The following is a 20319-nucleotide window of genomic DNA, read 5'->3' on the forward strand; positions in this document are numbered from 1 at the left end:
TCGCCAACGACGACGACGCGCTGTTCCCCAACCAGGCAGTCAGCGTGCGCCTGCAGCTGGATGTGCTGAAGGACGCGCTGGTAGTACCGCAGGCCGCCGTGCAGCGCGGCGCCAAGGGCTTCTATGTCTACGCGCTGGGTCCGGACCAGACGGTCAGCGTCCGGCCGGTGGTGCAATCTGCGGTCGAGGGCGATCAGGTCGCCGTCACCGGGCCGCTGGAAGCCGGCGAGCAGGTGGTCGTCGATGGCGTCGATCGCTTGCACGAAGGCTCGAAAGTGGAGGTGATCGCCAGCGCCGATCCGGCCTCGACGCCGGCCGGTGCTGCCAGCGACCGGCCGCATCACGGCCACGGCAAGACGCCACCGGCGTCGGGCAACGCGGCCCCGAACTGAGCCGCCGACGATGAATCCCTCCCGTTTGTTCATCGAGCGCCCGGTCGCCACTTCGCTGCTGATGGTCGCGATCCTGCTCAGCGGCTTGCTGGCCTATCGCCTGCTGCCGCTGTCGGCACTGCCGGAAGTCGATTACCCGACGATCCAGGTGGTCACGCTCTATCCCGGCGCCAGCCCGGACGTCATCGCCACCACCGTCACCGCGCCGCTGGAACGGCAGTTCGGGCAGATGCCGGGTCTGAGCCAGATGACCAGCACCAGTTCCGGTGGCGCGTCGCTGATCACCCTGCGCTTCTCGCTGGGCCTGGCGCTGGATATCGGCGAACAGGAAGTGCAGGCGGCGATCAATGCCGCCACCAGCCTGCTGCCGGACGATCTGCCGGTGCCGCCGGTCTACGCCAAGGTCAACCCCGCCGATGCGCCGATCCTGACCCTGGCGATCACCTCGAAGTCATTGCCGGTGACCCAGGTCCACGATCTCGCCGAGAACCGGCTGGCGCCCAAGCTTTCCCAGCTCACTGGCGTCGGTCTGGTGGCGATCGCCGGTGGCCAGCGGCCGGCGGTGCGTATCCAGGCCGATCCGAGCAAGCTCAGCTCGCTGGGCCTGTCGCTGGACGATGTCCGCAGCGCGATCACCACCGCCAACGTCAATCAGGCCAAGGGCAGTTTCGATGGCGCCCAGCGCGCCTCGACCATCGATGCCAACGATCAGCTGCGCTCGGCCGCCGAATACAAGAACCTGATCCTCGCCTGGAAGGATGGCCGGCCGCTGCGGCTGAATGACGTGGCCGTAGTCATCGATGACGCCGAGAACCGTCTGCTCGCGGCCTGGGCCGATCGTTTGCCGGGCGTGATTCTCAACGTGCAGCGGCAGCCGGGCGCCAACGTCATCGAGACCGTCGACCGGGTCAAGGCGCTGCTGCCGCGGCTGCAGGCTTCGCTGCCATCGGCGCTCGACGTGCAGATCATCGCCGACCGCACCACCACCATCCGCGCCTCGGTGGACGACACCGAGTTCGAGCTGCTGCTGGCGATCGGTCTGGTGGTGATGGTGATCTTCCTGTTCCTGCGCAGCGTGCCGGCCACGCTGATCCCCAGCGTCGCGGTGCCGCTGTCGCTGGTCGGCACCTTTGGCGTGATGTACCTGGCCGGCTTCTCGATCAACAACCTGACCCTGATGGCGCTGACCATCGCCACCGGCTTCGTCGTCGATGACGCGATCGTGATGATCGAGAACATCGCCCGCTACATCGAGCTGGGCGACTCGCCGCGGCAGGCCGCCTTGAAAGGCAGCCGGCAGATCGGCTTCACGATCATCTCGCTGACCGTGTCGCTGATCGCCGTGCTGATCCCGCTGCTGTTCATGGGCGATGTGGTTGGCCGCTTGTTCCACGAGTTCGCGATCACCCTGGCGGTGGCGATCCTGATCTCGGCGTTCATCTCGCTGACCCTGACGCCGATGATGAGCGCCTACCTGCTCAAGCCCGCCGCCGCGCATCACCAGCGCGATACGGCCGCGAAGAAACCGGGACTGTTCGAGCGTCTGATCGCCAGCTACGGCCGGGCGCTGGACTGGGTGCTCGACCGTCCGCGAACGACCCTGCTGGCCTTCGCCGCAACCCTGGCGATCACCGCCCTGCTCTATCTGGCAGTGCCGAAAGGCTTCTTCCCAGTGCAGGACACCGGCTTGATCCAGGTGATCACCGAAGCGACCCAGACCACTTCGTTCGACGCCATGTCCGAGCGCCAGCAGGCGGTTGCCGATGTGATCCTGAAAGACCCGGATGTCGATCACCTCACCTCGTTCATCGGCGTCGATGGCGCCAATCCGACGCTCAACACCGGGCGCATGCAGATCACGCTGAAGCCGTTCGTCGATCGCGATGCCTCGGCTTCGGACGTGATCCGCCGGCTCGGCGCGGCAACGGCCAAGGTGCCGGGCGTCACCGCCTACATGCAGCCGGTGCAGGATCTGACCATCGAAGACCGAGTCTCCAAGACCCAGTACCAGTTCCTGCTCAGCTCACCGAGCAACGAGGATCTGGCCAGCGCCACCAGCCGCCTGCTGGCGCGCCTGAAGACCTTGCCGCAGCTCGCCGATGTCGCCAGCGATCTGCAGGACCAGGGCCTGCAGGCCTATGTGCAGATCGATCGCGAGGCGGCGGGCCGGCTCGGCGTCACCGTCGCCGCGATCGACACGGCGCTCTACAACGCCTTCGGCCAGCGGCTGATCTCGACCATCTACACGCAGAGCAGCCAGTACCGCGTGGTGCTGGAAGTGGCGCATGACGATCAGCGCGGGCCGCAGGCGCTGCAGTCGCTCTACGTACCGGGCGCGACTACCGCGACCGATGGCACCACCACCAGCGTGCAGGTGCCGCTGAGTTCGGTGGCCCGCATCGTCGAGCAGCCGGCCGCACTTGCGATCAATCATGTGGCGCAGTTCCCGTCGGCCACCGTGTCCTTCAATCTGGCGCCGGGTGCGGCGCTCGGTGCTGCGGTCGATGCGATCAAGGCCGAGGAAGCGAAGCTCGATCTGCCAGTGAGTGTGGAGACCAGTTTTCAGGGCGCGGCGGCGGCGTTCCAGGCGTCGCTGTCGAGCACGCTGCTGCTGGTGCTCGCTGCCGTGGTGACCATGTACATCGTCCTCGGCGTGCTCTACGAAAGCTTCATCCATCCGCTGACCATCCTGTCGACGCTGCCCTCGGCCGGCCTTGGCGCGCTGCTGGCGTTGCTGCTCGACGGCCAGGACCTCGGCGTGGTCGGCATCATCGGCATCGTACTGCTGATCGGCATCGTCAAGAAGAACGCGATCATGATGATCGACTTCGCCTTGTACGCCGAGCGCGAAGAAGGCAAGGCGCCGCGCGAGGCGATCCACCAGGCTTGTCTGCTGCGCTTCCGGCCGATCCTGATGACCACGATGGCGGCGCTGTTCAGCGCGCTGCCGCTGATGCTCGGCAGCGGCGTCGGCCATGAGCTGCGCCATCCGCTGGGCGTGACACTGGTCGGCGGTCTGATCGTCAGCCAGTTGCTGACCCTGTTCACCACGCCGGTGATCTACCTCGGCTTCGCGCGGCTGGCGCAGCGTCTGAAGACTCGCCAGCAAGTGCCGGCCATCGCCTCATGAACATTTCCGCACCGTTCATTGCCCGGCCGGTGGCGACCACGCTGATCACGCTGGCGGTGGCGCTGTCCGGCGTGCTCGGCTATCGCCTGCTGCCGATCGCTTCGCTGCCGCAAGTCGATTTCCCGACCATCTCGGTCAGCGCTTCGCTGCCGGGCGCCAGCGCCGACACCATGGCGGCCACCGTGTCGACGCCGCTGGAGCGCGCGCTGGGCAGCATCGCCGGGGTCAGCGAGATCACCTCGCGCTCGTCGCTGGGCACTACCAGCATCACCCTGCAGTTCGATCTGAGCCGGGATATCAACGGCGCTGCCCGCGATGTCCAGGCGGCGATCAGCGCAGCACGCACCTTGTTGCCGAGCGGCTTGCCGAGCAATCCGACCTACCGCAAGGTCAACCCGGCGGATGCGCCGGTGATGATCCTGGCGCTGACCTCGCAGACCTTGTCGCGTGGCCAGATGTACGACGCCGCGTCGACGGTGCTGGCGCAGCGTCTGGCGCAGGTCGATGGCGTTGGCCAGGTAACCATCGGCGGCAGCGCGCTGCCGGCGGTGAGAGTCGAACTCGATCCCGACAAGCTGGCTGCCAAGGGCATCTCGCTGGACAGCGTGCGAGTGGCACTGTCCGCGACCAATGCCAACGGGCCGAAGGGCTCGCTGGAGCTGGATGGCCGCAGCTGGCAGATCGGCGCCAACGATCAGGCGCGCAGCGCTGCCGAGTACGCGCCGGTGCTGCTCAGCTATCACGATGGTGCGGCGGTACGGCTGCGCGATGTCGGCACGGTGACCGACTCGGTACAGGACATCCGCAACTACGGCCTCGCCAACGGCGTGCCGGCGATCGTGCTGCTGGTGCAGAAGCAGCCGGGCGCCAACGTCATCGAGACCGTGCAGCGCGTGCGCGCGCTGCTGCCGCGTCTGCAGGCCTCGATTCCGCAATCGATCAAGCTCGAGGTGCTCAGCGATCGCACGCCGACCATCCGCGCCTCGCTGCACGAGGTCGAGCAGGCGCTGGCGATCTCGATCGGTCTGGTGATCCTGGTGGTGCTGCTGTTCCTGCGCAGCTGGCGGGCAACCCTGCTGCCGGCGGTGGCCGTGCCGGTGTCATTGGCCGGCACCCTCGGTCTGATGGCCATGCTCGGCTACAGCCTCGACAACCTGTCGGCGATGGCGCTGACGGTGGCCACCGGCTTCGTCGTCGACGACGCCATCGTGGTGTCCGAGAACATCAGCCGTCACCGCGATCGCGGCATGGCGCCGCGGGCAGCGGCACTGCTTGGTGCCCGCGAGATCGGCTTCACGGTGATCTCGATCTCGGTGAGTCTGGTCGCGGTGTTCATCCCGATCCTGCTGATGGGCGGCATCGTCGGCCGCATGTTCCGCGAGTTCGCCGTGGTGCTGTCGGTGGCGATCGGGGTGTCGATGCTGGTGTCGCTGACCACCACGCCGACGCTCGCCGCAGCCTTGCTGAAGCCGGCTGGCAAAGCTCGGCGCGCAGGCCGATTGGCAAGGGCACTGCAGCGCGGTTACCGGCATTCGCTGCAATGGACCTTGCGCCATCAGCCGCTGGCGCTGCTGGTGCTGATCGGCGTCATCAGCCTCAACGTCTACCTGTACGGCGTGATCCCGAAGGCCTTCTTCCCGGAGCAGGACACCGGCGTGCTGACCGGCAGCGTCAAGGCCGATCAGGGCAGTTCCTTCCAGCTGATGCAGCAGCGGCTCGACCGCTTCATGGCGATCATCCGCAGCGATCCGGCGGTGGCCAATGTCATCGGTTCCACCGGTAGCGGTGGCGGCAGCGCACAGCGCAATACGGCGAGCTTCTTCATCTCGCTGAAGCCGCGTGCCGAGCGCGAGCCGGCGGAGACGGTGATCACTCGCCTGCGTGCCCGGCTGGCCCACGAACCAGGTGCCCGGCTGACCCTGGTGCCGGTGCAGGACATCCGCATCGGCGGCCGGCAGTCCGATGCCCAGTACCAGTACAGCTTGCAGGCCGATGACGTCACCACTCTGCGCACCTGGGAGCAGAAGATCCGCAAGACGCTGACCCAGCTGCCGGAGCTCACCGATGTCAGCACCGATCAGCAGGACACCGGCCTGCAGACGTCGCTGAACATCGACCGTGACGCCGCATCGCGCCTCGGCGTGACCATGGCCAATCTCGACAGCACGCTCGACGACGCTTTCGGCCAGCGCCAGGTCGGCGTCATCTACAACCCGCTGAACCAGTACCGGGTGGTGATGGAGCTGGCGCCGCAGTTCCTCGAAGGCCCGCAGACGCTGCAGCGGCTGTACGTGACCAGCAACACCGGCGCCCAGGTGCCGCTGTCGGCATTCGCCACGGTCGAGACCACCAATACACCGCTGGCGGTCAACCATCAGAGCGGTGTGCCGGCCGCGACGATCAGCTTCAACCTGCCGCCCGGAGGTTCGCTGTCGACGGCCACCGACGCGATCGTCGCCGCCGTCGCGCGGATGGCACCACCGGCTTCGGTGCGCGGCAGCTTTGCCGGCACCGCCAACACCTTCAAGGCTTCGCTGGCGACCCAGCCGCTGCTGATCCTGGCGGCGATCGTCAGCATCTATCTGGTGCTCGGCATCCTCTACGAAAGCCTGATCCACCCGATCACCATCCTGTCGACCCTGCCCTCGGCCGGCATCGGCGCGCTGCTGGCGCTGATGCTCTGCGGCCGGGACTTTTCGATCATTGCCCTGATCGGCGTGATCCTGCTGATCGGCATCGTCAAGAAGAACGCGATCATGATGATCGACGTCGCCATCGTCCGGCAGCGCGAGGCCACCACCCGCTTCGGAGCCAGCGCCGGTGCCGCGATCTACCGGGCAGCCAGCCTGCGCTTGCGACCGATCCTGATGACCACCTTCGCGGCGATCTTCGGCGCCGTGCCGCTGGCGCTGGGCCGTGGCGATGGTGCCGAGCTGCGCCAGCCGCTCGGCATCGCCATCGTCGGCGGGCTGATCCTCAGCCAGCTGCTGACGCTCTACACCACGCCGGTGGTGTTCGTGCTGCTCGACCGCCTGCGCCGTCGCCATCCGCGTCCGGCATTGAATGCCATTGCCCAGCCCCTGCCCGCCTCATGAAATCCCGTATCCGCTTTCGTGGCATCGCCCTGTGCCTGCTGGCCGGTTCGCTAGCCGGCTGCGCGGTGACTGCCGTCAAGCCTCCGCAACCGGCCGCGGCACCGGCTGCGTTCAAGGAAGCCGGTGACTGGCAGAAAGCTGCTGCGCTCAGCGCTCCGATTCCCGACGACTGGTGGACGCTGTTCCAGGACCCGGTGCTCGACGATCTCGAACGACGGCTGGTGATCGGCAACGAGAACCTCAAGGCCACCGCCGCCGCGGTGGCCAACGCCCGGGCCGTCTACGCCGCCAGCCGCACGGCCTTCCTGCCCAGTCTGTCAGCCGGCCTCGATGCCCAGCGCGGCAAGGACCCATTCACGGTATCGGCGACCGCCAGCTGGGAACTGGACCTCTGGGGACGCTTGTCGCAGGCCAAAACCGGCGCTGCGGCTTCGCTGCAGGCGAGCGCCGACGATCTCGCCGCGGCACAGTTGTCAGCCCAGGCCATCCTGGCGGAGACCTATTTCTCCTTGCGTACCGCCGAAGCCCAGCGCTCGCTGTTCGAGCGCAGCGCCACGGCTTACCAGCATTCGCTAGCTCTGACCCAGATCCGCTATGACGGCGGCGTCGCCGGCCGCAGCGACGTGCTGCAGGCGACCACCCAGCTGAAGGGCACGCAGGCGCAGATCTCCGAGCTGAATGCCCAGCGCGCCCAGCTCGAACACGCGATTGCCGTGCTGCTCGGCGTGCCGCCCTCGGCGCTGGATCTGAGCGCCACGGCAGCTTTGCCCGCGGCACCGCCGGTGCCCGAACAGCTGCCGGCCAGCCTGCTCGAACGCCGCCCGGACATCGCCGCTGCGCAGCGCCGGGTGATCGCCGCCTATGCGCAGATCGGCGTCGCCGACGCGGCCTGGTTTCCGACCCTGAGCCTGTCGGCGACGGCCGGCTACATCGGCGATGCGCTGACCGGCCTGATCAGCGCGCCGAACTTCGCCTGGACCGTCGGCGCCAACCTGGCCGAGGTCATCCTCGATGGCGGCCAGCGGCGACTGGCCAGTGCCGAGGCGCGCGCCAATGCCGATCAGGCGACGGCGAGCTATCGGCAAACGGTGCTGACCGCGCTGCAGGAAGTGGAAGACAACCTGGTGCTCGCCGATCAGCTGCAGCAGGAGGCGGCACTGCAGGAGCAGGCGCTGGCCGCTGCCCAGCGCAATGTCGAGATCACCCTGGATCAATACCGCGATGGCACGGTCAGCGCGCTCAATGTGGTGACTGCGCAGACCGCGGCGCTGACCAGCGAGAACAGCCTGCTCGGCGTCCGCAATCGCCAGCTGGCGGCGGTCGATCAGCTGCTGAAGAACATCGCCGGCCGCTGGCAGCCGGTCAGCGCCAGGACCGCAGTGGTCGGGCCATGAGCGCGGTCAGCAATTCCGTGTTCGCCGAGCTGCGCTTCTGGCTGATGGTGCTGCTGTCCACCGGCCTGCCGATCGGCGTCTACACGGTCTTGCTGGTCAAGCGCGCGATCTCGCCGCGCAACGTGCTGCTGCTGGGTCTGGCGCTGATCGCGGTCGCCGGGCTCGATGTCTATTTCCTGCAGAGCCTGGCGCTGCTGGCCAAGGACACACCGTCGCTATCCGACGATTGGGTCTTCACTTCGCAGGTCTCGGTGGCGCTGTACCTGCTGCCGGCGATGTTCGGCGGCGTCGGCGTCAACGTCATCTCCCATGTGCTGGTGCGCCACCTGGCCGAAGCGGAACGGCGTTTCGCGCAGGAACATCCGGAGAGCCGATCCTGATCGGCCCGGATTCAGAACAAGGTTTCGACCGTGCTGGCCAACTGGTAGCCGGCGCCGCGCTCAGTGCGGATCAGCTCCGGCTTGGCGGGGTCGGCTTCGATTTTCAGGCGCAGCCGGCGAATCTGCACGTCGATGGTGCGGTCGTAGACCTCGGCCTCGTGCAGCCGCGACAAGGACAGCAACTGGTCCCGGGTCAGCACCCGCTGCGGCGCGCGGCACAGCGCATTGAGCAGGCTGAATTCGCCGTTGGACAGCGCCACGGTATCGCCGGCCGGCGAGCGCAGCCGCCGGGTGCGCAGGTTCAGCTCCCAGCCGGAGAAGCGGAAGGCGCGCCGCGAGCCATCGCGTTCCGGCAAGGTCGCCTGCACCTGATAGCGGCGCAGCACCGCGCGCACGCGGGCCAGCAATTCACGCGGGCTGAACGGCTTGGTCACGTAGTCGTCGGCGCCGAGTTCCAGGCCCATGACCCGGTCGGCTTCCTCGCTGCGGCCGGTGAGCAGGATCACCGGCACCGTGGCCCGCTCGCGCAGCGTTCGCGCCAGCTGCATGCCGTCCTCGCCCGGCAGCTTGAGATCGAGCAGCACCAGATCGATCGCTTCGCGATCCATCGCTTCGAACAGCTCGCGGCCATTGCCGCCGGCGCTGACTCGCATCTCGTTCTGGCTCAGATACTCGACCACCAGCTCGCGAATGGCCGGGTCGTCATCGATGACAAGAATGTGCGGCACGCTGGTGCTGGTCATCTCGTCGGCGGTTGCAAGCTCATGACCCTGGAGCAGGGTGAAGTATCGTAGCGCATGAATATCGCCACCCCGAACAGACCGGCCGACGCGAGGTTGTGGTGGCTGGCGGTGGGCATGGCGCTGAGTCTGATCGCCGCCTCCGCCACCGCGCTCTGGCATCTGCGGCGTGATGCACTGGCGGCGCAGACGCGCGAGCTGAGTCTGCTGTCGCTGGCGTTGGCTGACGAAGTCGAGCGCAGCCTGCAGGGTGCCGAGGAAGGCTTGCTGGCGATCCGTGGCGAACTGGCTGAAGGCCGTCTTTCCGCGAGTGGCGCGGATGCCCGGCCCGCGCTGCAGACGCGCGCGAAACTGATGCCGCTGGTGCAGACGCTGTGGCTGCTCGGCGATGGCGGGCAGCTGATCGCCGGCTCGGATGGCAGCCCCGCGCCGGAGCCTGCGAGCTTCCTGCCGGCCTTGGCCGGACTGGCGGTCGACGATATCGCCATCAGCCGTCCGTTCCGGGTCGATGCCTTGCCGGAAGCCGGGGTCGCCCTCGCCGTTCGCTTCCGCGCAGTACCCGGCATCGGCGATGGCTGGATCATCGCCGCCTTGCCGGCGACCAGTCTGCTCGGTGCGTTCTCCGCTGCCAGCCCGGCCGCCGATGCGCGCATGGCGGTGTTCCGCGCCGATGGCGCGCGGCTGGCCGGCCTCATCGTGGCCAGCCAGGTGCTCGACGAAGCCACGCTGGCGCAGCGGCTGGCCGCGCGTACCAGCATGGAACTGCACCGCTTCCGCGATGGCAGTGAGCGTCTGGTCGGCCTGCACCGGCTGCAGCGCTACGGCCTCAGCGTGGTGATGACCCGCGACCTCGACGCCGTACTCCACGAATGGCGCGCAGCGGCACGGCTGACCGCCGCCGCACTCGGCCTGGCGTTGCTGGTGCTGTTCGCCGCGGTGCGAGTGGTGCATCGCGCCGATCGCCGGCGCAGCGAAGCGCAGCAGGCCTTGCAGGCACAGCAGGCCCGCGCCGGCAAGCTGGAATCCCTGGGCACCCTGGCCGGCAGCGTGGCGCACGACTTCAACAATCTGCTGGCCTCGATCGTCGGCTTCGGTGAAATGGCTCGCGACCTCGCCCCGGTCGACGGCAGCCAGGCGCGCTATCTCGACCGGGTGCTGCAGGCCGCCGAGCGCGGCAAGTCGCTGGTCGAACGCATCCTGTCGTTCAGCAAGGGCGGCGCGCAGACCTCGGACATCTTCGAGCTCGGCCCGGTGATCGAGGAAGTGCTCGACCTGCTGGCCGGCTCGCTGCGACCGGGCCTGGTGCTGGAGCGCGCGCTGGAAGCACCCGGCGCGATGCTGCGCGGCGATTCCACCCAGGCCTACGAGGCGGTGCTCAATCTCTGCACCAACGCCCTGCAGGCAATGCCCGACGGCGGCATGGTCAGCGTCCATCTGCGGCGTCTGCAGATCGACGAAGCGCAGGTGCTGTCGCACAGCCAGCTCGCGCCTGGTCACTACCTGGAGCTGAGCGTGGCCGACCAGGGACGCGGCATCACGCCGGCGATCATGGAGCATCTGTTCGAGCCGTTCTTCACCACTCGCAGCAGCGAGTCCGGCACCGGCCTGGGCCTGGCCGTGGTGCACGGCGTGGTCGCCGAGTTCGGCGGCGCGATCGACGTGCGCAGCCGTCCCGGCAAGGGGGCGCGCTTCACGCTGTATCTGCCCGAGTACCGGATCGTCGCCACTAGCGATCGGCCGCAGACAGAGTTGGTTGGCGCCAGTCCACCGAGCACTGCAGCGCGGTCCGCGACGACGGTGCTGGTCGTCGATGACGAGCCGGCGCTGGTCGATCTGCTGACGGCGATGCTGCGCGGCCTCGGCTATCAGGCCGAAGGCAGCAGCGATCCTCAGGCCGCCCTGCAGTTGCTGCGTGAGCAGCCCGCGCGTTACGCCATCGTCATCAGCGACGAAACCATGCCCGGCTTGAGCGGCACGGCAATGACCGAAGCGCTGCGCGAATTTGCGCCAGGGCTGCCGGTGCTGCTGATCAGCGGTTACGGAGGCCCGGCGCTCGCCGAGCGGGCTTTGGCGGCAGGCGTGACGCGGGTGCTGGCCAAGCCCATCGAACGGGCCGAGCTTGTGCAAGCCCTCGATGATTTGCTGGCCTGAGCGGGGACAAGCGGAAGTATTTCAGTTGCAACACGGTGGATGCCGCGCCGACACAGCGCAGTGCAAAGGCACCGGGAAGATGCTTCGGCGCATCAATCCCGATGCCTTCTCTGCCAAGGGACCCCGTCCATGGACAGCATCCGGTCATGACGATTGCCACGGATACGCCGGTGGCACCCGCCTTGACGGCACGTCTGGTGCTCCATACCGGCGCTGACCGGCCGACGGGCCCGACACGGCGCTGGCTGGCCCGCTGCGTGACCAGCCTCGGATTCGCTGCACAGGCGCCACTCAGTCTGCGCATCGAGGACCAGGACGGCATCAGCGTGCTGGCGGTCGACGATGCGGCCGCGTTGATCGAATTGCCGCTGCCTGCCGGCATCTACCGCATCACCGCGCAACGCGGCAGCTGGCGGCGCGGCTACACGATGAACCTGCCGCAAGGCGGGCTCTTCGATCTCGATCTCCGCGATCTCGCCGACTTCCGTTGAAGCCACATTGCAGCTGTAACAGGCCGCAGGCGTTCTGAAATATCGCCGGTACCCACCGCGCTCACTCTTCAACTGCGGCATTTGCCGCGTAGGGCTTCAGGAAGGAAGGCACCATGAACACCAACTTCAAGAGATCCCTGATCGCGATAAGCCTGGCCTCGGCCTGCACCGTCGCGGAGGCTGCCGAGTACGGCAGAGTCGTCTCCAGCACGGAAGTGACTGCCGAAGTCGCCGTGCCTCAGCAGGACTGCTACGACCAGCCGACCGTCGTGAAGCCGGAAACCAGTGGCGGCGGTGCCGTGCTGGGCGCAGTGGTTGGCGGCGTGGTCGGCAACCGCTTCGGTGCAGGCTCCGGCCGTGCGCTGGCGACGGGTGTCGGTGCTGTCGTCGGTGCGGTGGCGGGCAATCGGGTCGAAGCCGGCAGCACGCCGGACGTGCACACCACGGTGCGCAACTGCCAGAACGCGGTGAGCTACGAGCGTCGCGTGGTTGGCTATGACGTGGTCTACGACTACAACGGCCGTCGCTACAGCACGCGCCTGGATCACGATCCGGGTGACCACATCGAACTGGCGGTGAGCGCCACGCCGGTCGGCCAGACGGTGACCAGCGTGCAGCCGCCGCCGACCGTCGTCTATGCCGACCAGAGCCCGACGGTTATCTACGCCGCCCCGCCGCCGGTCTATTACAGCTATCCGTACGGCTATTCATACGGCTACGGCGGCAACCCGTATGGCTATGGCGGTTATGGCGGCACCAGCGTCGTGGTCGGTGTTCATGGTGGCCATTACGGTCATCGCTGAACCCGGCTGCAGGCCGCCTCGGCGATCTGCGGCTTCATTCGAGGAGGACGGGCCATGTCATCGAGAAAGCTGCTGCCAGCGTCGCTGCTGACGCTGGCCCTGCTGAGCGTCCCCGTGCTGAGCCAGGCGCGGACCGTCGTCGAGGTTGATGCCGACTTCCGGATCGCCCTCGTCGCCTGATCGGGAACGTCGCTTGCCACCCGTCATCGAAGCCGCAGGTAAGCCTGCGGCTCTTGAGCTGGCACCTGCCGGCCGATCACTACGGGAGACAAAGAAATGGACCTGCTGCTGATTCTGATCCTGGTGTTATTGCTGTTCGGCGGCGGCGGTGGCATCTACTGGGGCTTCGGCGCCGGCTGGGGCATCGGTCCGATCGGATTGATCGTTGTGGTGATCGTTGTCGCCTATCTGCTCAACGGCCGGCGAGGTCTCTGACCCGTACGCCCGCAAGGCAGCGGCAATGAATCCGCCGCTGCCTTGCCAACGACGGCAATCAGTCACGGCAGTAGCCTTCGCCCGGCTTGATGGTCAGGCAGTTCGATTGGTCCTGCAGCCATTTCATGCCGGTCTGGTCGCCGCTGGTTGCGCGTATCGATTCGGTCCTGCCGTCGCGCTCGAACACGAGATGGTCGTCCACGGACTGCGACGAATAGCGCTTGGGCCCATCGAGATCCGCAATCTCGAGCCTGTATCCGGCTTCGCTCTTCGCGATGCTCAGATAGGTCCCTTCAGGACCATTCCATCGCCCCAGCCACTGATCGGCATTGAACTCCGGAACCTCGCTTGCCGATGACGCAGACGCTGCGGCCGCAGGCTGTGCCGAGCTTTCCTTGCCTTGCTGGTGGCAGCCAGCCATGAGGACTAACACCGCGCCCGATACCTGCCATTTTCTTGTAGCCATCCGGACCTCGCCTTAAGGGTTTGTCATCACTTTGCAGCCATTACACGACGCACTCGTTTCGAGCTGCCGATCCTTGCAAAGGCCTGAAGCTGCCGGCCGCTGGAATCGAGCAAGTCGAGCCGATCGAAGCGGCTAAGCCTGCTTCAGGGCAGCGATAGGCTCGCTTTCAACTGCAAGCGAGTCTTCCGCTTTCTCCTTGGGCTGCTCCAGAACATCTTCGACATACGCCATCCGGACGATGGTGATGACCACGGCGAGGATCGGCGTGGCCAGCACGATGCCGATGATGCCGAACAGCATGCCGAGCACGGTCTGAGACAGGATCGACATGGCCGGCGGCAGGCTGGCAGTCTTTTCCTGGATGCGCGGATCGATGACGTAGCCGTGGATCATCTGTACCGCCAGGAACAGCACGGCGACCCAGATCATCGTTTGCGGATCGCCGTTGGCCGCCACCATCAGGGCCGGTACCGAACCCGCAAAAGCTCCCACGTAGGGCACGAAGTTCAGCAAGCCGGCGATCAAGGCCAGCAACGGCGCCAGCGGCACGCCCAGCACCGTCAGGCCGACATAAACAAGTATCGTCACGAAGGCCATGCCGATCGCTTGCCCCAGCAACCAGCGGCTCAGCGTTGCGCCGCAGGCGTCGAAGATCTCGCGCATGCGCGCACGCCGTTCCGGCGGAAACAGGCGGATGGTGCCGTCGACGTACAAGCGAGGATCGCCGGCAAAGTACAGCGCTGCCGCAACGGCGACCAGCAATGCACCCAGCGCACCGAAGATCCCCATCACGGCTCCACCCGCCTGACTCACGGCCTCGCTACCCTGCCCGGCGTTGAGTCGTTGAAGTAGCTGGCGACCCCAGCCACGTTGGCCCAGCCACTCGTGGGTTTCCTTCTGCCAGGTCATCAACTGCGTGCCGAGTTGCTGGCCCTGATCGATCAGACTCGGGCCGCTGAAGATGCCCAGCACCAGCAGGAGCACGAGTACCGCCAGGCAAACGATGCCGAGAGCAGCGGTCGTCGACACACCCGTCCATCGCTTGACCGCCCTGGCAAGAATACTGAATGCCACGGCGATCAAGGCTGCTGCGAAGACCAGCAAGAGAAATCGGCCAACCACCGCAAACAGCACGATCAGGCCGACAACCCAGGCGATGTTCTTCAGCACAGTGGCAACATCGATGCCCTGAGCACGATCTTGTCGTTGACTCATTCTTGATTGGTGTCCAGGCACGACGATGGCCGGGTGATCGGTCAAGCTGCTTCCAGAAGCCGCTCTTTTGCCGCCGACATCCGCTCGCCCAGTTCAACGAGATCGAGATCCGTTGCTTCAACCTTGGGAAACATTTCGCTCTCTTCTTCCTTGACGTGATGGCGAATGTATTCCTCGAGCACGGTGACTTTTGCATCGTAGAGCTCATCGGCAGGCGAGCCATTCTTCAACTCGCGAATGAGCTTCTTGGCGCCGGCGTGTTCGACCACCGCCTCGTTGACCATGTCGGCAAGATCCTTCTTCTGCTTGATGGCTGGATAGAAAATCTTCTCCTCGACCTTGGTATGTGCTTCCAGGGCTTCGCAGATCTTGAGCACGATGCTCTTCTGTCTGCGCTTGTCCCTGGCCTCCTGGTAAGCCGAGAACAGGGCTTCGACTTCGCGGTGATCGTCCTTGAGCAGGCTGATGGCATTGGGACGCGGGTCAAGCTTGTTCTTGATCGTGTTGAGCATGGCTTTTCTCCTGGGATCGCTAGCGGAATGAACTGCTGAAGTCTGTCTGCCGACAAACCTTTCACAACTCCATGAGCACCGCGCATGCCCGCGTCGATCTCGTCGATCTCGAGATTTTCGCAGCTACTTTTTCGCCGGTGTCCTGGCTTTACTGCGGGGGCTCCGTGCGCTGATGAATTGCAGGAATGCGGCCTCGTCGATCTTCAGGCCGCGTTTGGGTTGGGTCCGGATCACGCTGCCCAGTCGGCCTTCCATGTCAGCGTCCAGCACCGCCGGATGCACATAGCGCTTGCGACAGACCGCAGGCGGGTTGCCGAGGCTCGCAGCAATATCCTTGATGACCTCGACGACACGACGCACCGTCGGCACTTCGTCCGCTGATTGGCCCAGCGGTTTGCATAGGGCCCGATAGGCCGTGACGCTATGGTCGGCAAAACGATGTCGATCGCGCCGTTGCTGCCGGCCGGTTTCGATCGACGCCTTGATCACGGTACTGGCCAAGTTGAAGGGCCTGGCGTGAACGCCGCTGCGCCTAAGTGCTCGTCCGTAACATGGAGCGGTGCTACCGTCTTCCGACTTCCTGCAAGCAGAGCGAGTGAGCTGATGGCCGCCCATGATCCCTACCCGATCGGCACGCCCGGGCAAGCCTGGGGTGCTTCCGAAGTGTCCGCCTGGCGAGCACGACAGACCTGCAAGCGCAGCTATGAAGTGGATGTGCTGCAGGTCATCGACACGCTGCGCGACCGCTACGAAGTCTTGCGATACGGACAGCTGGATTACGAGACCGATCGCTATCCGCTGTTCGCGATCAAGAGCCTTGGCTGGCGCGAGGAGCTGCCCTGCGTGCTGGTCACCGGTGGCGTGCACGGCTACGAAACCAGTGGCGTTCATGGCGCCCTGCGCTTTCTCGACCGCCACGCCGCGCGTTATCTCGGCCGGATCAATCTGATCGTCGCGCCCTGTGTCAGCCCTTGGGGCTACGAGACGATCCAGCGCTGGAACATGCACGCCGTCGACCCCAATCGCTCGTTCGTCGACAACAGTCCGGCGCAGGAAGCCGAGGCACTGCTGCGCCTGGTCGCGCCGTTTCGCGACCGCGTGCTCGTGCACATCGATCTGCATGAAACCACCGATACCGACGAGTCCGAGTTTCAGCCGGCACTCGCGGCGCGCAAAGGCATCGCGCATGTTCCCGGCGAGATACCCGATGGCTTCTATCTGGTCGATGACGTCGAGCAACCGCAGCCCGCGTTCCAGCAGGCCGTGATTGCCGCGGTGGCCGAGGTTACCCACATCGCCCCGGCCGATCGCGACGGCAAGATCATCGGCTCGGAGGTCGTCGCACCCGGCGTGATCCGCTATCCGCTGAAGCAGCTCGGGCTTTGTGCCGGCATCACCAGCGCGCGCTACAGGACGACGACCGAGGTCTATCCCGACAGCCCGCGCGCAAGCCCGGAGCAATGCATCGCCGCCCAGGTTGCAGCCGTGACTGCGGCGATCGATTACGCACTCGCTCACTGAGCGGGCGCTGGTCGATCACCTGACTCAAGCATCCAGCAACTCCCGATTCCTCACCGCGCCCTTGTCGGCGCTGGTGGTCAAGGCGGCATAGACCTTCAACGCGGTGCTGACCTGGCGCTTGCGGGCCTGTGCCGGCTTCCAGCCTTTCGCGAGCTGCGCAGACCGACGCTGAGCCAGCGTCGCGTCGTCGATGGCGATCTTGATGATCCGCTGCGGGATGTCGATCAGGATCATGTCGCCAGTTTCGATCAGCGCGATGTTGCCGCCCTCGGCGGCCTCGGGTGACACATGCCCGATAGATAGCCCCGCGGTGCCACCGGAGAAGCGACCATCGGTGATCAGCGCGCAATGCTTGCCGAGACCTTTCGACTTCAGATAGCTGGTGGGATACAGCATCTCCTGCATGCCCGGGCCGCCGCGTGGACCTTCGTAGCGAATGATCACGGCGTCGCCGGCTTTCACCCGGCCGGCGAGGATCGCTTCCACCGCCGCGTCCTGGCTTTCGAAGACCACCGCCGGACCCCGGAACACCAGCAGGCTGTCGTCGACCCCGGCGGTCATGACGATGCAGCCACGCTCCGCGAGGTTGCCGGACAGCACCGCGAGGCCGCCGTCGGCACTGAAGGCGGAAGCCGTCGAACGGATGCAGCCTTTGGCTCGATCGAGATCGAGGTCCGGATATCGGCAGTCCTGCGAGAACGCGCGCTGAGTGGCGATGCCGGCGGGGCCGGCGCGATAGAACTGGTGAACTGCGGCATCGTCGCTGCGCGTCACGTCCCAGCGCTCGAGTGCCGCGGCCAGCGTGGTCGCGTGCACGGTGGGCACCGAGGTATCGAGCAAGCCGGCACGATCGAGTTCACCAAGGATCGCCATGACGCCGCCGGCGCGATGCACGTCTTCCAGATGTAGCGGGCCTGAGGGTGCCACCTTGCACAAGGTCGGTACCCGGCGCGACAGCCGATCGATGTCCTGCATCGCGAATGCGATACCGCCTTCCTGCGCCGCGGCGAGCAGATGCAGCACGGTGTTGCTCGACCCGCCCATGGCGATGTCCAGCGACATCGCGTTCTCGAACGCGGCCCGGCTGGCGATGTTGCGCGGCAGTGCGCGCTCATCGTCGTCCCGGTAGTAACGAAGCGCCAGTTCGACGATCCGCCGCCCGGCCTCGCGGAACAGTTGCTCGCGATCAGCATGAGTGGCCAGCAGCGAGCCGTTGCCGGGCAGCGCCAAACCCAGCGCCTCGGTCAGGCAGTTCATCGAATTGGCGGTGAACATGCCCGAGCAGGAACCGCAGGTGGGGCATGCCGAACGCTCGATGGTCTGCACGTCGGCATCGGACACCCGGTCATCGGCGGCGGCGACCATCGCATCGATCAGATCGAGCGATACCGGCTTGCCGGCCAGCATCGTGCGGCCGGCTTCCATCGGGCCGCCGGAAACGAAGATCACCGGGATGTTCAGGCGCAGCGCCGCCATCAGCATGCCCGGCGTGATCTTGTCGCAGTTGGAGATGCAGACCAGGGCATCGGCGGTGTGCGCGTTGCACATGAACTCGATGCTGTCGGCGATCAGATCACGCGACGGCAGGCTGTAGAGCATGCCGTCATGGCCCATGGCGATGCCGTCGTCGACGGCGATGGTGTTGAACTCCTTGGCGACGCCGCCGGCCTTGTCGATCTCGCTGATCACCAGCTGGCCGAGATCCTTCAGATGAACATGGCCGGGCACGAACTGGGTGAAGGAATTGGCCACCGCGATGATCGGCTTGCCGAAGTCGCCATCCTTCATGCCGGTGGCTCGCCACAGCGCGCGAGCGCCGGCCATATTGCGGCCGGCGGTACTGGTGCGGGAGCGGAGAGCGGGCATCGATGGGCATCCTGTCGGGTGGCCGCGGTACGGCGATGGCAGGATTCTGGTCGGCGCCTTCTATACTGGCCAATACCAATTATTGGTATCCGGTATAGGGATCACGAATAGTGGATCTGCGACAGCTCAAGTACTTCATCGCCGTTGCCGAGGAGCGCAGCTTCTCGCGGGCGGCGCTGCGCCTGCATGTGTCGCAGCCACCGCTGTCGACCCAACTGAAGGCGCTGGAGGATGAACTGGGCGTGCGGCTGCTCGATCGAACCAATCGCGGCGTCAGCCTGACCGCCGCCGGCCAGGTGTTCTTCGACGAGATGCGCGCCGTGCTGGCGCGGCTCGAACGCGGCAAGGAGATGGCCCGCAACGCCGGGCGCGGCGATGTCGGCACCTTGTCGATCGGCTTCGTGTCGATCGCCGACTACGGCATCCTGCCGCCGGCGCTGAAGGAATTTCGCAGCCTGTACCCGAGTGTGGAAGTGCATCTGCACGAACTGACCACGGACGCCCAGGTTCGCGAGATCCGCGCCGCCCGGCTCGATCTCGGCATCGGTATCGGGCCGCTCGACGCGCCGGATCTTCTTTTCGAGGCTGTGGCTCAAGAGCAACTGTTGCTGGCAGCGCCGACCGGGCATCGACTCACCAGAGGCGACAAGGCGGTGGACCTCAAGGCCCTGGCGAGCGAAAGCTTCATCGTTCCGCCGCGAGACATCGCGCCGGGCCTGTTCGACCTGATCATCGGCCAGTGCCGCGCCGCGGGCTTCGCGCCGCGCATCACCCAGCAAGCGCGCCAGATGCAGACCGTGATCAGCCTGGTCGCCTGCGGCATGGGCTTCGCGCTGGTTCCGGCCTCAGTGCAGAACCTGCGCCGCCAGGGTGTTCAATATCGGCCGCTGCAGGGTCCGGCAGCCGCGATCGAGCTCGGCATCCTGAGACCACGTGATGACGATGATCCGGTCAGCAGGAACTTCGTGGCGACCTTGTTGCGGGTGGCGCAGACGGCCGATATTCCGGGTCGCTGATCGCCCGGATCATCATCTTCAGCCCGGGCGAAGAGCCGTTGATAGCAAATGCTTCGTTTCGCTGGGTCAGCGTTCCACTCGCCGCGGCGCTGACGCAGCTCTACGAGTTCACGCTGACCGTCTACCTGCCGAAGGCTGCAGACGCACGCGGCTGCTTCATGATCAGCACGGCGGTGCTGGAAGCGATGGACGACGACGAGATTCGCGGGCTGCTCCGTGCAGCGGTCACCGAGTTCGATCGACTGGTGAGTGCACGTCTGCTGCATGCCCGGCAGATCGGCGAGCCGCCGGAGACAAGCGATCCGGCGACGCTGGCGACCATCGCCACCGCCGTGGTTCACACCTTGGCGATTCGAGCCAGAGCGGGCGAATCCCGGAAGACGCTGATGGCGATCGCTGCTGCTGCGGTCACGATGATCTGCGGGTCAGCCTCGACTGCTGCCAGGACAAGGCGCCGTAGTGCGGCGCGGACGTAGCGCTGCAGGTTTTCCCGGCTTCGCGACCGCCCCATTCAGGTCAAGGCTTGGCTGCGAACTTGTCCTGCGTGCGCAGCTCGAAATCACTCGCGTCATGACGTTCGACCAGCTGACCGGCAGGCTCGCCCCAGTTGCGGTTGACCATCTGGCCGCGCTTCGCAGCCGGACGTGCGTTGATCTCCTTGGCCCAGCGCTGCACGTGCTCGTAGCTCTCCACCTGCAGGAACTCGGCGGCA

At 66.2% G+C, this 20319-nt stretch carries 18 protein-coding genes and 2 pseudogenes; 13 read left to right on the forward strand and 7 right to left on the reverse strand.

Going from position 1 to position 20319, the window contains the following annotated elements:
- The 5 genes and pseudogenes from Q0D45_RS14600 to Q0D45_RS14620 form a co-directional block, all read left to right on the forward strand.
- A pseudogene (locus Q0D45_RS14600) lies at window positions 1-392 on the forward strand (multidrug transporter subunit MdtA); the annotation flags it as partial.
- 10 nt (window positions 393-402) lie between these two features.
- Window positions 403-3522 carry an MdtB/MuxB family multidrug efflux RND transporter permease subunit gene (locus Q0D45_RS14605; protein WP_293394125.1) on the forward strand — a complete coding sequence of 1040 codons (3120 nt, stop codon included), beginning with the start codon at window positions 403-405 and terminating at the stop codon, window positions 3520-3522.
- Window positions 3519-6617, forward strand: coding sequence for an efflux RND transporter permease subunit (locus tag Q0D45_RS14610; RefSeq protein ID WP_293394128.1), 3099 nt, complete (start codon window positions 3519-3521; stop codon window positions 6615-6617). Before Q0D45_RS14605 ends, Q0D45_RS14610 begins: the two co-directional genes overlap by 4 nt.
- A complete protein-coding gene (locus tag Q0D45_RS14615; RefSeq protein ID WP_293394131.1) occupies window positions 6614-8011 on the forward strand; it encodes an efflux transporter outer membrane subunit in 1398 nt (465 codons plus the stop codon). The genes Q0D45_RS14610 and Q0D45_RS14615 overlap by 4 nt, the downstream gene beginning before the upstream one ends.
- Window positions 8008-8391, forward strand: a complete 384-nt coding sequence (locus Q0D45_RS14620; protein WP_293394134.1) for a hypothetical protein — start codon at window positions 8008-8010, stop codon at window positions 8389-8391. The genes Q0D45_RS14615 and Q0D45_RS14620 overlap by 4 nt, the downstream gene beginning before the upstream one ends.
- 11 nt (window positions 8392-8402) lie before the next feature.
- Here Q0D45_RS14620 and Q0D45_RS14625 read toward each other — a convergent pair whose 3' ends face one another.
- Window positions 8403-9134, reverse strand: coding sequence for a response regulator transcription factor (locus tag Q0D45_RS14625; RefSeq protein WP_293394137.1), 732 nt, complete (start codon window positions 9132-9134; stop codon window positions 8403-8405).
- A gap of 54 nt (window positions 9135-9188) precedes the next feature.
- Between Q0D45_RS14625 and Q0D45_RS14630 the strand changes: the two genes are divergently transcribed.
- The 5 genes from Q0D45_RS14630 to Q0D45_RS14650 all read left to right on the forward strand — a co-directional run bounded on the left by Q0D45_RS14630 (window position 9189) and on the right by Q0D45_RS14650 (window position 13011).
- Entirely contained in the window at window positions 9189-11282 is a 2094-nt protein-coding gene (locus Q0D45_RS14630; RefSeq protein ID WP_293394140.1) for an ATP-binding protein, read from the forward strand.
- A 146-nt stretch (window positions 11283-11428) separates the two neighbouring features.
- Entirely contained in the window at window positions 11429-11773 is a 345-nt protein-coding gene (locus tag Q0D45_RS14635) for a hypothetical protein (protein WP_293394142.1), read from the forward strand.
- Between the two features lie 113 nt (window positions 11774-11886).
- Complete coding sequence (locus tag Q0D45_RS14640) at window positions 11887-12576, forward strand: glycine zipper 2TM domain-containing protein (RefSeq protein WP_293394145.1); 690 nt, start codon at window positions 11887-11889, stop codon at window positions 12574-12576.
- A 54-nt stretch (window positions 12577-12630) separates the two neighbouring features.
- A complete protein-coding gene (locus Q0D45_RS14645; protein WP_293394148.1) occupies window positions 12631-12756 on the forward strand; it encodes a hypothetical protein in 126 nt (41 codons plus the stop codon).
- A gap of 96 nt (window positions 12757-12852) precedes the next feature.
- The gene (locus tag Q0D45_RS14650; RefSeq protein ID WP_293394151.1) at window positions 12853-13011 is read left to right on the forward strand and encodes a hypothetical protein; all 159 of its coding nucleotides are present in this window, start codon (window positions 12853-12855) and stop codon (window positions 13009-13011) included.
- 58 nt (window positions 13012-13069) lie between these two features.
- On the opposite strand, the gene Q0D45_RS14655 is transcribed toward Q0D45_RS14650, so the two are convergent.
- The 4 genes from Q0D45_RS14655 to Q0D45_RS14670 all read right to left on the reverse strand — a co-directional run bounded on the left by Q0D45_RS14655 (window position 13070) and on the right by Q0D45_RS14670 (window position 15705).
- A complete protein-coding gene (locus Q0D45_RS14655) occupies window positions 13070-13432 on the reverse strand; it encodes a hypothetical protein (RefSeq protein ID WP_293394153.1) in 363 nt (120 codons plus the stop codon).
- Between the two features lie 177 nt (window positions 13433-13609).
- Window positions 13610-14692, reverse strand: a complete 1083-nt coding sequence (locus tag Q0D45_RS14660; protein WP_293394156.1) for an AI-2E family transporter — start codon at window positions 14690-14692, stop codon at window positions 13610-13612.
- A 41-nt stretch (window positions 14693-14733) separates the two neighbouring features.
- Window positions 14734-15204 (reverse strand): hemerythrin domain-containing protein, encoded by a 471-nt coding sequence (locus tag Q0D45_RS14665; protein WP_293394159.1) that lies wholly within the window; start codon window positions 15202-15204, stop codon window positions 14734-14736.
- A gap of 123 nt (window positions 15205-15327) precedes the next feature.
- On the reverse strand, window positions 15328-15705 hold the full coding sequence (locus Q0D45_RS14670; RefSeq protein ID WP_293394162.1) for a hypothetical protein: 378 nt from the start codon (window positions 15703-15705) through the stop codon (window positions 15328-15330).
- 102 nt (window positions 15706-15807) lie between these two features.
- On the opposite strand from Q0D45_RS14670, the gene Q0D45_RS14675 reads away from it, so the two are divergent.
- Window positions 15808-16725 carry a M14 family metallocarboxypeptidase gene (locus Q0D45_RS14675; protein ID WP_293394165.1) on the forward strand — a complete coding sequence of 306 codons (918 nt, stop codon included), beginning with the start codon at window positions 15808-15810 and terminating at the stop codon, window positions 16723-16725.
- A gap of 24 nt (window positions 16726-16749) precedes the next feature.
- Here the strand turns inward: Q0D45_RS14675 and ilvD are convergent, their stop codons facing one another.
- A complete protein-coding gene (ilvD, locus tag Q0D45_RS14680; protein ID WP_293394168.1) occupies window positions 16750-18591 on the reverse strand; it encodes a dihydroxy-acid dehydratase in 1842 nt (613 codons plus the stop codon).
- A 110-nt stretch (window positions 18592-18701) separates the two neighbouring features.
- Between ilvD and Q0D45_RS14685 the strand changes: the two genes are divergently transcribed.
- Entirely contained in the window at window positions 18702-19607 is a 906-nt protein-coding gene (locus Q0D45_RS14685) for a LysR family transcriptional regulator (RefSeq protein WP_293394171.1), read from the forward strand.
- A 38-nt stretch (window positions 19608-19645) separates the two neighbouring features.
- Complete coding sequence (locus Q0D45_RS14690) at window positions 19646-20083, forward strand: hypothetical protein (protein WP_293394174.1); 438 nt, start codon at window positions 19646-19648, stop codon at window positions 20081-20083.
- Between the two features lie 40 nt (window positions 20084-20123).
- On the opposite strand, the pseudogene Q0D45_RS14695 reads toward Q0D45_RS14690, so the two are convergent.
- Window positions 20124-20319, reverse strand: a pseudogene (locus tag Q0D45_RS14695) (glutathione-dependent disulfide-bond oxidoreductase); the annotation flags it as partial.

Source organism: Nevskia sp. (assembly GCF_023266035.1).
In the GTDB taxonomy this organism is placed as follows: domain Bacteria; phylum Pseudomonadota; class Gammaproteobacteria; order Nevskiales; family Nevskiaceae; genus Nevskia.